General features: G+C 50.5%; 15 protein-coding genes. 5 read left to right on the plus strand and 10 right to left on the minus strand.

Annotated features, from left to right (window positions below):
- Positions 1 to 64 precede the first annotated feature (64 nt).
- From ACMXD4_RS15725 to ACMXD4_RS15740, 4 genes are read right to left on the minus strand one after another with little or no spacing between them, the layout of a single operon-like run.
- Positions 65 to 379 (minus strand): non-heme iron oxygenase ferredoxin subunit, encoded by a 315-nt coding sequence (locus ACMXD4_RS15725; protein ID WP_415878704.1) that lies wholly within the window; start codon positions 377 to 379, stop codon positions 65 to 67.
- A gap of 35 nt (positions 380 to 414) precedes the next feature.
- Positions 415 to 1,176, minus strand: a complete 762-nt coding sequence (locus ACMXD4_RS15730; RefSeq protein WP_415880841.1) for a class I SAM-dependent methyltransferase — start codon at positions 1,174 to 1,176, stop codon at positions 415 to 417.
- 19 nt (positions 1,177 to 1,195) lie between these two features.
- Positions 1,196 to 1,648: a Fe-S cluster assembly sulfur transfer protein SufU gene (sufU, locus tag ACMXD4_RS15735; protein WP_033157393.1), complete on the minus strand. Its 453-nt coding sequence runs from the start codon at positions 1,646 to 1,648 to the stop codon at positions 1,196 to 1,198.
- Positions 1,648 to 2,871 carry a SufS family cysteine desulfurase gene (locus ACMXD4_RS15740; protein ID WP_415878705.1) on the minus strand — a complete coding sequence of 408 codons (1,224 nt, stop codon included), beginning with the start codon at positions 2,869 to 2,871 and terminating at the stop codon, positions 1,648 to 1,650. Before ACMXD4_RS15740 ends, sufU begins: the two co-directional genes overlap by 1 nt.
- Positions 2,872 to 2,951: 80 nt before the next feature.
- Here ACMXD4_RS15740 and ACMXD4_RS15745 point away from each other — a divergent pair, with 80 nt between their 5' ends.
- Positions 2,952 to 3,512, plus strand: coding sequence for a Uma2 family endonuclease (locus ACMXD4_RS15745; protein ID WP_101051592.1), 561 nt, complete (start codon positions 2,952 to 2,954; stop codon positions 3,510 to 3,512).
- On the opposite strand, the gene sufD is transcribed toward ACMXD4_RS15745, so the two are convergent.
- Both sufD and sufC read right to left on the minus strand, forming a co-directional pair.
- The gene (gene sufD / locus ACMXD4_RS15750; RefSeq protein ID WP_415878706.1) at positions 3,507 to 4,796 is read right to left on the minus strand and encodes a Fe-S cluster assembly protein SufD; all 1,290 of its coding nucleotides are present in this window, start codon (positions 4,794 to 4,796) and stop codon (positions 3,507 to 3,509) included. The genes ACMXD4_RS15745 and sufD overlap by 6 nt on opposite strands.
- The gene (gene sufC, locus ACMXD4_RS15755; protein WP_415878707.1) at positions 4,793 to 5,542 is read right to left on the minus strand and encodes a Fe-S cluster assembly ATPase SufC; all 750 of its coding nucleotides are present in this window, start codon (positions 5,540 to 5,542) and stop codon (positions 4,793 to 4,795) included. The genes sufD and sufC overlap by 4 nt, the downstream gene beginning before the upstream one ends.
- Here sufC and ACMXD4_RS15760 point away from each other — a divergent pair.
- Entirely contained in the window at positions 5,519 to 6,031 is a 513-nt protein-coding gene (locus tag ACMXD4_RS15760; RefSeq protein ID WP_415878708.1) for a hypothetical protein, read from the plus strand. The genes sufC and ACMXD4_RS15760 overlap by 24 nt on opposite strands.
- 162 nt (positions 6,032 to 6,193) lie before the next feature.
- Here ACMXD4_RS15760 and ACMXD4_RS15765 read toward each other — a convergent pair whose 3' ends face one another.
- The 3 genes from ACMXD4_RS15765 to ACMXD4_RS15775 form a co-directional block, all read right to left on the minus strand.
- A complete protein-coding gene (locus tag ACMXD4_RS15765; protein WP_415878709.1) occupies positions 6,194 to 6,763 on the minus strand; it encodes a hypothetical protein in 570 nt (189 codons plus the stop codon).
- A gap of 516 nt (positions 6,764 to 7,279) precedes the next feature.
- Entirely contained in the window at positions 7,280 to 8,728 is a 1,449-nt protein-coding gene (sufB, locus tag ACMXD4_RS15770) for a Fe-S cluster assembly protein SufB (protein ID WP_415878710.1), read from the minus strand.
- A 14-nt stretch (positions 8,729 to 8,742) separates the two neighbouring features.
- Positions 8,743 to 9,192 carry an SUF system Fe-S cluster assembly regulator gene (locus ACMXD4_RS15775; RefSeq protein WP_415878711.1) on the minus strand — a complete coding sequence of 150 codons (450 nt, stop codon included), beginning with the start codon at positions 9,190 to 9,192 and terminating at the stop codon, positions 8,743 to 8,745.
- Between the two features lie 231 nt (positions 9,193 to 9,423).
- On the opposite strand from ACMXD4_RS15775, the gene ACMXD4_RS15780 reads away from it, so the two are divergent.
- The 3 genes from ACMXD4_RS15780 to ACMXD4_RS15790 all read left to right on the plus strand — a co-directional run bounded on the left by ACMXD4_RS15780 (position 9,424) and on the right by ACMXD4_RS15790 (position 12,400).
- Entirely contained in the window at positions 9,424 to 10,191 is a 768-nt protein-coding gene (locus tag ACMXD4_RS15780) for a polysaccharide deacetylase family protein (RefSeq protein WP_415878712.1), read from the plus strand.
- Positions 10,192 to 10,356: 165 nt separating this feature from the next.
- Positions 10,357 to 11,316: a glycosyltransferase gene (locus tag ACMXD4_RS15785; protein WP_415878713.1), complete on the plus strand. Its 960-nt coding sequence runs from the start codon at positions 10,357 to 10,359 to the stop codon at positions 11,314 to 11,316.
- Between the two features lie 58 nt (positions 11,317 to 11,374).
- The gene (locus ACMXD4_RS15790; protein ID WP_415878714.1) at positions 11,375 to 12,400 is read left to right on the plus strand and encodes a putative O-glycosylation ligase, exosortase A system-associated; all 1,026 of its coding nucleotides are present in this window, start codon (positions 11,375 to 11,377) and stop codon (positions 12,398 to 12,400) included.
- A gap of 153 nt (positions 12,401 to 12,553) precedes the next feature.
- Here the strand turns inward: ACMXD4_RS15790 and ACMXD4_RS15795 are convergent, their stop codons facing one another.
- Entirely contained in the window at positions 12,554 to 13,651 is a 1,098-nt protein-coding gene (locus ACMXD4_RS15795; RefSeq protein ID WP_415878136.1) for an IS5 family transposase, read from the minus strand.
- Positions 13,652 to 13,673: the final 22 nt, after the last annotated feature.

Genomic DNA, 13,673 nt, shown 5'->3' on the forward strand with positions numbered 1-13,673 from the left:
GAAAGATCGGGAATTCTAACGCCGACTGGCTTTTTTCGCCGTTTATCTTTTGCCTGGCGCCGGTTTAGTTAGGATTCTCGACTTGTATCCGGCCGTTAACTATCCGTACCGCAAAAGTAGCCACATCTTCGTAGGCCGGCGCACATTTTACCGCGCCCGTTTTCACGCAAAACCGGGCGCCGTGGCGCGGGCAAACAATTTCGTCGCCATCCAGCTCGCCACTGGCGATTTCGGCGCCGTCATGGGTGCATACGTCTTCGATCGCATAACACTGTCCATCGATTTTAAAAACCGCCACATCGGTACCATCGACATCGACCAGCACATGCTCGCCGTTTGCCAGTGCCGATTCGGCCACCACATCTATCCAATCACTCATGCTTGCCTCGTTTGGGTTTGGTTTAGTCTGTCAATTTATTTCAGATAAACGTCGTATCGGAGCAATTTGCCTTGATAAGTTTCGCTAGGCTTGCCGCCCAGCGGTTCCGCGTAATCAGGGCTTTTCACTACCACCCGCTTGCCGGTAGCTTGCCAGGCGGCAGCGAATAAATCAGCCCTATCCAGGTCGTCTCCCAAAATATCGCGCAACACTGTCATCGACTTGCGTGTCGCCGCCGTTTGCTTGCGTTTGGGGGGAAACATCGGGTCCAGATAAATGCAATCAGGCTTTTCTGATAAACTCGCCAGTAATTCGATGGCGTTTCCGACCAGTAACTCGGGGGTTTGCAACTGCCGGTTTAGCACCCAATCCTTCCGTGCCAGACGCTGAAAACCGTCGGTAATCAGTTCGGCCATCACTGGCGAGCGCTCGATGCAGGTCAGTTGATAACCCATGCGAAATAGCGCCAAGCCATCTTGAGCCCAGCCTGTCGTGGCATCGACGACGGTTTTGGTTTTCTTGCCGATGGCCTGCGCCAACAAGTCTTTTTTGGGAGCTGGGTAGGAATGCTGCTCGCCGGGACGCGGATCGACATCCACCGCCAAACCGCCTTTTTTCAAGGTTTGTTTATCCAGTAACTTCAGACAAGCATCCCGATAACAAAGAAAGAACGTTTGCGCCAATTCAACGGGTAAACTTTGCAAGGCTAGCAAAGGCCAGCCCAAGCGTTCAGCGAGAGCCTGACTTGCGGACAACGCTAAGTCATCGGCATAAACTACCGCCCCCTGTTCGAACAAACTCGTCACGCGCGCTGAATTACTCGGTGGAAATAGACTGGGCTTCGTTTTTCAAAGCGGCATCCAAGGTATGCCAAGCCAAAGTCGCGCATTTCACCCTGGCAGGATATTCGCGCACGCCGGCCAACACCGCCAGTTTACCGATGGCCTCCAGATTGATTTCCTCGGTTTTGCCGGTAGTCATCTCATGAAATTGCTTGAACAAGGCATCGGCCTCGGCTTCGGTTTTACCTTTGACGATTTCGGTCATCAACGATACGGACGCCGTGGAAATCGCGCAACCGGAGCCTTGAAAACTGGCATCGCTGATCACGTGATCGTCGATTTTCAAAAACAACGTCAGCCTATCGCCGCATAAGGGGTTGAAACCTTCCACTTGGCGATTGGCATCCGCCATCACCCGAAAATTGCGCGGATTGCGGTTGTGGTCGAATATGACCTCTTGATATAGATCGCGTAAATCTTCAAACATTAGCCAAACACCTCTATTAGGGACTTGATGCCTTGCATCAACACATCGATTTCTTGGCGGGTATTGTACATGGCAAACGAGGCCCGCGCCGTGGCCGGTACGCCGTAAAAATCCATCACCGGCATCGCGCAATGGTGGCCGGCGCGGATGGCAATACCCAAACTATCCAGCATGGTGCCAATGTCGTGCGGGTGAATCCGATCCAGCGTGAACGACAAAATTCCGCCCTTGTGGGCCGCCTGGCCGATGATGTTCAGACCCTTGATCCGCTCGGCTTGCTGCGTGGCGTAATCCAGCAGCTCGGCCTCGTAAGCGGCGATGTTGTCCATACCAATACCGCTGACATAGTCGATAGCCGCGCCCAAGCCGATGATTTCGGCGATGGCCGGGGTGCCGGCTTCAAATTTATGCGGCAGACCGGCGTACTCGGTTTTTGCGAAGGTCACCTGCCGTATCATATCGCCACCACCCTGGTAGGGTGGCATCGCTTCCAGCAAAGCCTGCTTGCCATAAAGCACGCCGGTGCCGGACGGGCCGTATAACTTGTGACCGGAAAACACGTAAAAATCGCAATTCAGGGCTTGTACATCTACCGCCATATGCGGAATCGCCTGAGCACCATCCAATAACACCGGAATGTTTTTGGCATGTGCCGCAGCGATGACCTTCTCAACGGGATTGATGCTGCCCAAAGCATTGGACATCTGGGTGATAGCCACCAGTTTGGTATTGGCGTTCAACAGTTGCTCGAATTCGTCGAACAGTAATTCGCCCTGCTGATTCATCGGTGCAACCTTCAACACCGCACCAATTTGCTGGCAAAGCATTTGCCAAGGCACGATATTAGCGTGATGTTCCATCGCGCTGATGACGATTTCATCGCCGGCTTTGAGTTGCGATTTGCCGTAGCTTTGCGCGACCAGATTGATCGCCTCGGTCGCCCCGCGCACGAAAATAATTTCCTTAGTGCTGGCGGCATTGATAAACGCCCTGACCTTTTCCCGCGCCCCTTCAAACTTATCCGTGGCGCGGACGCTTAAGGTATGTACGCCGCGATGGATGTTGGCATATTCATGGCTATAGGTGTGCACGATGCTGTCGATGACCGCTTGCGGCTTCTGGCAACTGGCGGCGTTGTCCAGATATACCAGCGGTTTGTTGCGGACGGTTTCGCCGAGGATAGGAAAATCGGCGCGAATTTGTTCGATTGGAAATATGCTCATCGCTAACTGTTTGGTTTAATTGATTTCGTCTGTACTAAACACTAGAATCGAGAGAGTCGATTCGCTAATGGGATAAAACTATGGTCGCCGTCTTTCCGCAAAAACACCTCACCAACATCGCCGAATGGCATCGCATGGGCGAGGCCGGGATTTTTCCGCCCGAAAGCCGACTGGAACTCATCGAAGGAGAAATTCTCACTATGGCACCGATAGGATTCAATCATGCTGGTCACGTCAATCGTTTAAATCGTATGTTTGCCCGTTTATGGGATGAAGGTGTAGACGTCCGCATACAAAGCCCACTCCAATTGGGCGACCTGTCGGAACCAGAGCCAGACTTGGCTCTAGTCAAACCAGATGCCGATGATTACACGACCCGCCACCCTGAAGCCGCCGACGTATTGTTACTGGTCGAAGTCTCCGACAGCACCCTGCGCTTCGACCGTGCACAAAAACTGCGCCTTTACGCAACTCACGGTATTGCCGAATACTGGATCGTCAATCTGGTCGACAACTGCCTGGAAGTGTATCGGCGACCGCAAGACGGCGACTATCTGGATCGATCCGTGCTGACAACCGCCGATAGCATCGATCTGGTGGCGTTACCGGCGCTTCAGGTCTCGGTAGCGGCTATCTTATAAGCTGATCGCCGGAAACCGTACCAACAACTGCTCCAACAACAAGGCTTTCAATTCGGCGTTATCGACCTTATCCACCATCTCATTGGCAAACGCAAAGGTCAGAATGTTTCGGGCCGCCTCTTCATCCAGGCCGCGCGATTGCAGATAAAACACCGACTTTTCTTCCAATTGCCCAACCGTAACGCCGTGCGAACACTTTACGTCGTCGGCATAAATCTCCAACTGCGGCTTGGTGTCTACTTCCGCGTCCGCCGATAGCAGTAGGTTGCGATTATTCATTTCCGAATCGGTCTGCTGGGCATCCTCCGCCACGACCACCCGACCTTGAAACACCCCGCGCGCCTTGTTATCCAATACACCTTTGTAAAACTCGCGGCTAATGCCGTGCGGTTTTAGATGGTTTATACGAGTGTGATTGTCGATATGCTGGCGCTTGCCGGCCACGAACAAACCGTTCAAGGAACATTCGGCTGCTGTATCCAGATCGCTATGAATATCGCTGCGCGCTAGCGCGCTGCCCAAGGCAAAATTGTGATGATTGAAGCGGCTATCTCGCGCCTGCTTTACATAGGTACCGCCAAAATGTTGGGCTTTTTCCGCTTCAAGCTGCACTTTGTACAGTGTCAAACCCGCATTGTTGGCCAACAAACATTCGTTAACTGAGGCTGTGAAATAGCTATCGACGCTCCCCACATAGGTTTCGACGATTTCCGCTTCAGCTTGCTCGTTGATCACCAACAAATTGCGGGTCGCTGCCAACGCATTGGCTTGGGTAACCACGTGCAGAATCTGCAAGGGCTTGTCTAATTGCTGATTGGCCGTCACTTCGATCACCACACCATCGGCGAACCAGGCATTATTGAAAGCCACCAGATTATGTTCAGCGCTGGTCACAGCGTGTCCCAAACGACTTTCGAGCCAGGCGGGATTATCTTGCAAAGCCTGTTTCAGACTGGAAACAGACACTTTGTCTGACAAGTCTTGCAGGCGCGACAAGGACGGCGAAAACAGTCCGTTGACCAAAACCACACTGGCGGCATCCTCCAAGCGGTAATGATTCAACCAGTCTTCATCGACACTCTGGCTGGAGTTGGGTGTAAACACGGTTTTATTCAGCACCGACAGATTGGTATAACGCCACTCTTCTTCGCGATTGCCGGGAAAACCACTGACCTCAAAAGTTTGCAAGGCTTGATTTCTGAAGCCTTGCAACCAAGGCAAATCCAGCCCCGGCAAACTCGCCGCCAAGCCGGAATATTCTGCTAAATACGCCGCGCCGCTCATGCCGCTTGCCCTTCCAGCCAGCTGTAGCCGCGCTCTTCCAATTCCAGCGCCAGTTCCGGCCCACCGGATTTGACGATCTTGCCGTCGGCCAACACGTGCACCACATCGGGCTTAATGTAGTCCAGTAAGCGCTGGTAATGGGTAATCATCAAGAACGAACGCTCGGCGGAACGTAGCGAGTTAACCCCCTCGGCGACGATACGCAGCGCGTCGATGTCCAAACCCGAATCGGTCTCGTCGAGGATGCACATTTTCGGCTCCAGCACTGCCGCCTGCAAAATCTCGTTGCGTTTCTTCTCGCCGCCGGAAAAACCTTCGTTAACCGCGCGATACAAAAATTTCTCGTCCATCTGCAACAGTTTGACCTTGCTTTTGACGATGGTCAGAAAATCCATCGCATCCACTTCCGGCAAGCCGTGATGCTTGCGCATCGCATTCAGTGCCGCTTTTAATAGATAGATATTGCTGACGCCTGGTATCTCGACCGGGTATTGAAAGGCCAGAAACACCCCTTCGCGGGCGCGGATTTCCGGGGCCATCTCCAGCAAATCTTTGCCGTTGTAGGTCACGCTGCCTTCGGTCACTTCGTAACCGGGCTTGCCGGACAATACGTGCGACAAGGTACTCTTGCCGGCACCGTTAGGACCCATGATGGCGTGGACTTCGCCTGGGTTTATATCCAGGGTCAGGCCTTTTAATATGGGTTTGTCGTTGATGGTTACGTGGAGATTTTTGATGCTGAGCATACGTTTAGTCACCTAAGTTTTTTAAATATTTCCGAACCTTATCGTTCCCACGCTCCGGCGTGGGAACGCAGCCGTCGACGCTCCAGCGTCACCATTGGCTTGGCTAGGCTTTTAAACCCAGCACTTAAATCTTTGTTTTTGTGTCGCTATCGCGACGGTGTTTTAAAGTCGGGTCTCGGCCCGACAGCCGAGATACTTTCGCTACGAAAACCATCCTTGGTTTTCGCCCTGCGGGCCAGCCTATCGGCTGTTCAAATTCGTTCCAGACGAATTTGTGCATCGCCAAAAGAAAGTATCCAAAGAAAAGGCGACCCGGATGCCGCTTTTACCCTGCGCTCCTCGCTTTTGAACGGGGTTGCCGAAAGGGGCTTCCTGCCCCTTCGGCAACGCGATGCATCCATGCATCGCCCCTACGGGCTATTCCGTTCAAAAGCTCCGGTGCTCAGCGCGGCATACGGGAAAAAACCATCCCGAAAATTAAAGCTATAAATCAAAATAGTAGGTCCGATTAGCGAAGCGTAATCGAACGTATGTTTAAAATCGGATCTATTAGTTAAATACCTAAATATATTGCCAAAACAGAAAGACTAATCGTTTATTCAAATTCATTCGTCCGATTACGCTTCGCTAATAGGACCTACACTGGCTCGACTACAATTCAAATGCCTCGATTTGAATTTCAATGCCAATATTCTTCTTTTTTAACCTTTCTATTTCAGAATTAATATTATCCATGTCTTCCTGTAAATAAGTTTTTGGCTTCCCATAAACTCCCAATTTCATCTGCTGCATAACTATACTTAAATCAATCTCAAAAGGCTTATTAAACTTCGCTTCTTTTTCAAATAAAGCCTGCTTAGAAAACTCGAGTTGAGAAATTCTAGTTAGATTCAAACTATGCAGAGCGGTCAAAGCAGCTAACTTAACTTGCGCCTTCTGAGCTTTTGTTGAAACCTCAAGTAACTGCCTAGTATCTTGCAACTCTTTTTTTTGCAGTTCGTAAGTCTTACAAATTAGATAAAACGCAAATCCTGCGACAATTGGACTGAGGGTACCGCCAACATAACTACCAAAAGCACCCCAAACTTGAACGTCATCTGCAACACGGTCGTTAAAATTGAGAAAATAACTAACAAACACGAGTACAAATGCAACTAAAACACTTACGTAGATTACGATCATCTCTGTGGTCTTGAAAAGTTTTCCCACCAATTTGCTCATTTTTAACTCGTCTCAACTCACAAACTAAACCTCTTAGACATAAGGGCTTATTCCCCTGATGCAGCTCATAGGATGTGCTGAACACAGTGAAACGCATATGTCGCGAACGATGCGCCTCCTGTCGTCGGCACATCCTACAAATTCATTCAAAATCAAAAAATATCCAACTACTTTAAATCTGCGACGGGGTTGTTCCCGTTATTCCGCCCCGAGCATCGCAGCTTTTGGCGAGATCTGCCCGAAGGGGAGCGGCAGGGATGCCGCTCGTTTTCGGAGGGCCAAGGATGGCCCTTCCGAAAACCCTCGCCAAAAGCGAGAAGCGCAGGAAATTGGCGGAATTCCGGGTGGCTTTTTCTTTGGATACTTTCTTTTGGCCAAGCAAAAGAAAGTATCTCGGCTGTCGGGCCGAGACCCGACTTCAAAACAACCCGTCGCGATAGCGACACCTCAAACAGCAATGAAAGCTAGAGCTTTCAAGACCGCGTTCCCAAGCCGGAGCTTAGGAACCAGAACAACCTAACCTACCGCCCCTTCCAAGCTAATCCCCAACAACGCCTGCGCCTCCACCGCAAACTCCATCGGCAATTCCTTAAACACTTCCTTACAAAACCCATTCACAATCATTGATACGGCATCTTCCGCAGACAAACCTCGCTGCTGGCAAAAGAACAACTGGTCTTCGCTGATCTTGGAGGTGGTCGCTTCGTGTTCGACCTGTGCCGAGGGCTGTTTCACTTCCACATAAGGAAAGGTATGCGCACCACATTTATCACCGACTAAAAGCGAATCGCACTGGGTATGGTTACGAGCGTTTTCAGCGGACTTGGCCACTTTCACCAAGCCGCGATAGGTGTTTTGCGCCTTGCCGGCGGAAATACCTTTCGACACGATGGTGCTGCGGGTGTTTTTGCCGATGTGGATCATTTTGGTGCCGGTATCGGCCTGTTGCAGATTATTGGTCAATGCCACCGAATAAAATTCGCCGACCGAATCATCGCCCAACAACACGCAGCTAGGATATTTCCAGGTGATCGCAGAACCCGTTTCCACCTGCGTCCAGGATACCTTTGAGTTTCGTCCACGGCATTCGGCGCGCTTGGTGACGAAGTTGTAGATACCGCCCTTGCCGTCCTTGTCGCCCGGATACCAATTTTGCACGGTGGAATATTTGATCTGGGCATTATCCAAAGCCACCAATTCCACGACCGCCGCATGCAGCTGGTTTTCGTCGCGCATCGGCGCGGTGCAGCCTTCCAAATACGACACGTGCGAGCCTTCGTCGGCGATGATCAAGGTCCGTTCGAACTGGCCGGTGTTGGCGGCATTAATGCGAAAATACGTGGACAATTCCATCGGGCAGCGCACACCCTTGGGGATATAAACGAAGGAACCGTCGGTGAACACCGCCGAATTCAAGGCTGCGAAGAAGTTGTCGCCGGGCGGCACCACGGTACCAAGGTATTGCTTCACCAATTCCGGATGTTCGTGTAAGGCTTCGGAAATTGGGCAGAAAATCACGCCGGCTTCTTTGAGCTTGCCTTTGAAGGTGGTCGCAACCGACACGCTGTCGAACACCGCATCCACCGCAATTCCGGCCAGTCTCTCCTGCTCGTCCAAAGGTATGCCGAGCTTTTTGTAGGTATCCAATAATTCCGGATCGACTTCGTCCAGGCTTTTCGGGCCGGCTTTTTTCGACTTCGGCGCGGAGTAATAGCTGATCGCTTGATAATCGATCGGATCGATTTTCAATTGTGCCCAATCCGGCGATGGCATGGTCTGCCAATGCCGAAAGGCTTTCAACCGATATTCCAGCATGAATTCCGGCTCGTTTTTGACTTTGGACAGCCGTCGAATCACGTCTTCGTCCAAGCCAGGCGGAAAGGTATCGACTTCCAGTTCGGTCACAAAGCCTTGCTTGTATTCCTGACTGATTAGATGTTCAATTTCTTGTGCGCTGGTAGACATAATCTTTTGGGTAATTAGCGAAACAACTGGTTAACCGGAATAGAGACTTCCTCCGGCTGTTTAAACGGCATAATCAGATCAGCTAAAGTGACCGACTCGAGCGCGTTGGCAATTTTTTGGTTGATCAAATGCCAGTTGCCTTGTATCCGGCAACCGCTGGCTTGATCGCAACCCTTGTGCGATGCCGTGCACTCGGTCAGCGCAATCGGCCCTTCCAAAGCACTAATCACGGTTGCCACGGTAATTCGGCTCGGCTCTCTAGCCAACGCATAACCGCCCTTGGCACCCCGCATGGAACTCAACACGCCGGCCTTGAGCAATATTTTTAATATTTTGCTGACTGTAGGCTGCGCGATGCCTGTCGCTTCTGCGATCTCCAGGGCACCGTGCACGCGACTTCTGTCTCTGGCCATATAGCTCAAGATAACCGTGGCATAGTCCGTCAACTTACTCAGCCTTAACATTACACTCTCTTTTCATTTAGGACCATTTTAGTCTTATTTAAATCCTGAGTAAATAGCTTGGTTATTAAAAATCTTACTTCCGCATGGACACCTTATTTTGGGTTTTCGTGCACTGCGCTATCTGGCTTAGCATCCCGGAAAAACAGCCTGAGATAACTTTTCCCTGAAAATCTTGGTTTTTTGCAATACACTTCTTTTAAGGAACGAAACATAAGCCATTTGATAAAAGCCATGTCCCAAACTCGCAGCCCTATTGTTTTGATGTATCACGGTACGCCCGACGCTCAACCCGAGTCGCATTACTCCATAAGCGCGGACTTGTTTGCGAAGCATTTGCGGTATCTAAAGCAAGAAGGTTGGACAACGGTTTTGTTCAAAGACTTGCAAAGTGCCAAATCGCTACCTGAAAAAAGTGTGGTCATTACTTTTGATGATGGCTACGAAGACAACTATCCGGGGGCTTTTTTGCCTCTGATGGCGCTTGGGATGAAGGCCACATGGTTTATCGCTACCGATTGCATCGGCGGTCATGCCCATTGGCTAGGCAAACCATCAACTCAGACACGTATGCTAACGACGGAACGACTGCTTGAAATGCATGCAGCCGGAATGGAAGTTGCTTCGCACACCTGCTCGCATCCAGACCTATCGATACTCAGCACAGACCAACAACAATTCGAACTTTCAAAAGCCAAAGCTGTACTCGAAGATTTATTGTCAACCCAAGTAAGCAGCCTGGCTTATCCTTTTGGCAGATTCAACTCTGATTCAATCACCCTAGCCGAACAAACAGGCTATAGCATGGCTTGCACCACCCGTCCCGGCTGGTTCGATAGCGAACCAAACCCTTACCTAGTTAGGCGTATTGCCATATTCTCCGGCGACAGCGTCAGCACACTAGCCCGCAAACTAAACTTTGCGGACAACGACGTATCGTGGAAAAAAATGACTCGCTACTATGCGAACCGTGTTTGGGATAAACTGCGTCATACGAGTTGATGGCAAATACCAATGCAGCGTTTAGCGTCGCTATGAACCAACAGCGATAAACAGCGCATAAATTTGTCCCCACCAGAATTCAATACTTTTACGCCGAGCCTAAAACCCTAAGAACATGACTTTGCCCGGCAACCCTTTACCACTCTCTGCATTTAGATATCGAAAATGAGCCTGGAAAAAGCCCCTAAAAAGCTCACATTCGCTTTTTGCACCTACAACCGAGCGGAAAGACTGGAGAACCTGGTCTTTGCCATGCGCGCACAATCTTGTCCGATTCCATTTGAAATTCTTGCTGTCAACAATAACAGTAGCGACGCGACAAGCGAGGTATTGAAACAACTTCAGCAACTACCCGGCCCGACGCTCCGCTGGGTGCACGAGCCCAACCAAGGCATAGTCGCAGCGCGCAACAGAGCCATACAAGAGGCAATCAATTCCGACATTCTGGTGTTTATCGACGACGATGAACTACCTTTAACCGGACTTTTAGAAACCGTTACACACGCATACTTCAGCGAAGGCGCCGAATGTGTTGGCGGACGAATCGATATAGACTTTACGCACCATAAGCGTCCGGAATGGCTTGACGACGAATTGTTGGGATTTCTAGGTGCGCTAGATCACGGCAAACAAGCTTTCTGGATAGAAGACAGCACCACACCGGTTTGGGCCGGCAACATTGCATACGACATGGCGATATTCCGAAACGATCCGGCATTGCGCTTTGATCGCAGGTATGACCGCAAAGGTAAAACCATAGGAGGAGGCGAAGATGTGATGATGTTTAATGTGCTGCTCCAGCAAAAGCGCCGAATACGTTACCGCCCGGACATGGCAATACTTCACGCCGTCGAACCCTGGCGACTGCGGCGGCGCTACTTTTTAGATGTTCATTTTCTGGCCGGCTATCGCGGAGCGATTAATGACTTTCCGGTCTACCATCGCACCTACCTGGGCATACCGCCATTCTTAATCTCGCAAATTGTCCGCCAAACTTGGCAATGGCTTGCCTTGGCATTTACCGCAAAACATAGCCTGCGCCAGGCAATGAATGTCAGCTACTCTCTCGGACAAATATGTGGCTGTTTTTCACGTTGGAAAAACAAATTATTAATAAATAATTAAATTAAGCTGTCCATTAAAAGCTTAGTTAAATGCATTAAAACCTACTAAATTAAACTCCGTGCGCGACATAGTTGTTCTTATTTTTCTGATATGCTGCATAGTTGCCGCATTAAAAAAACCATGGTGGGGAGTGCTATCATTAGCAATATTCAGCTACTTGAATCCGCACGCCTATGCCTGGGGAGCGGTACGTTCGCTACCGGTATACTATGTGTTATTTTTGGTAGTTGTTGTCAGCACGTTCAACACCAAAGATAAACAGCCCATCCCTAAAGATTGGCGAATTTCAGTTTTTATAACACTTTGGTTCTATTTTATATTTACCACAACCCAATCGCCTTTACAGGATATTGCCTGGGAAAAATTTTTGTTCGTCTCTAAGGTATTTGTGCCATTCTATTTCACATGGGTACTCATCAATACCAGAGAAAAACTCTATTATTTGATTTCCACCATAGGCGCCTCTATCGGCCTTGTTGCAGTTAAAGGTGGTATATTTGCCATCCTAACCGGCTTTGGTCACCGCGTATACGGCCCCCCCAATACGCAATTCGAAGACAACAATTTATTTGCCGTTGCGATGTTGATTGCAGTGCCATTGCTACTAGTATGGGAAAAAGAAGTACGGAAGAGCTGGCTTAAAAAAGGAATATTGCTATCCATTCCTATCATTTATGCCGCTTCATTATCATCATGGTCGCGAGGCGCACTACTTACCATGATCGCTCTGACGTTTACGCTGATCTCAAACAGCAAACGTAAATACTTGATGATACCCCTGGTAATCGGCGGTACATTTTTTGTAATCCCCTATTTGCCTGAAGAATGGTTCGGACGCATGCACACTCTGGAAACCTATGAGGAGGACGCATCCGCCATGTCACGTATCGAAGCATGGACAGATGGCTGGAATCATGCACTAAGCCACCCGTTTACCGGGGCAGGATTCGATGGCTGGATACATGTCACGATGCGGGATTGGCACAGTTCTTACGTAGAAATGCTTGCTGAGCATGGCTTTATTGCATTCGGATTATGGATTTCGCTGATACTGGGTAGCGTTCTTGGCTTAACAGGCTGGTGAAAAACCCGCCGATATTTCCCCTTACCCACGATGTTCGTGATTTTTTCGAGTTGAAATCGGTCATGACATCGAGTTTCAAGCGTTTTGCCCCGGTTTCAAGGGCTTTTTATTCGCCTGAAGCCGTCTGTGGACGGTTTTCAGGCGAACTTCACCCTAGGCGGGTGCACTCCACGCCGGTTTCGGCGTGAACACCAATAGGTTGAGCATGCGCGTCAGGTTGTAGGCGGCAAAGCAAAACAAGGCCTGACCCGCGACTTTGGCTAAGCCGATGTGACGGGTTTTGCGCAGGCCGCCGACCGTTTTGACCCAGCCAAAGGCTTCTTCGACGATTTTGCGGCGCTTGAGACTTTGGGCGTAACCTTTGCCGCGCGCGGTGCGGCCGTCGACGGCACTGCCAATCTTTTTGCGGGCCACATGGGCTTTGATATCACGGGACTCGAGTCCGTTGACGAACGCCGGTTGGTCATAGCCTTTGTCGGCACCGACGCTGCCACCTTGGGGCACGCGGCGTTTGATCATTTTTTGCGCGGCTTCGATTTCGGCGGTGCCGGTGGCTTGTGTGGTTTCGACATCGACAATCAGGCCGTTGCGATTCTCGGACAAGGCATGGGTGATGTAACGCAGTTTGGCCTCGGTGTATTCGCCTTTCTTGTAAAGCCGGGCTTCGGGATCGGTTGTACTTTGATGGGTGGCGTTGCTGCGCTTTTCGCCACTGAAGTCGATCTCGGGATTGCGGCCGGCGGGTTTATCGGGACCACTACCATCTTTTTTGACGAAGCTTTTGTGCGAGGCCCAGGCTTCAATCAGGCTACCGTCGACGCTGAAGTGTTCGTCGGACACCAGATTTTGCCATTCGGCTATGGCCAGTACCCGCTCAAAAAATTCGCGACTCAGGGCTTCAGACAACAGACGTTCGCGGTTGGCACTGAACACTGTGCGTTCCCACACGGCGTCGTCGATGCCCAGACCGACAAACCAGCGAAACAACAGGTTGTAGTCCAGTTGTTCCATCAACTGACGCTCGCTACGGACCGTATACAGGACTTGTAACAGCAAGGCGCGCAGCAGTTTTTCAGGGGCAATCGAGGGACGGCCTGTGTGCGAGTAACGCTCGGCAAAGACGGCATCCATAGAGGCCAATACGCCATCAACCAGTAGCCGTAAACGACGCAACGGATGCTGTTTGGGAATACGGTCTTCCAGGCTAACATAGCTGAACCAGCTGTTTTGAATGGCATCGTGTCCGCGCATTGAAAGGCTCCAAATTTAGGTA

The sequence above is a fragment of the Methylomonas sp. TEB genome (assembly GCF_047777895.1).
Classification (GTDB): Bacteria; Pseudomonadota; Gammaproteobacteria; order Methylococcales; family Methylomonadaceae; genus Methylomonas.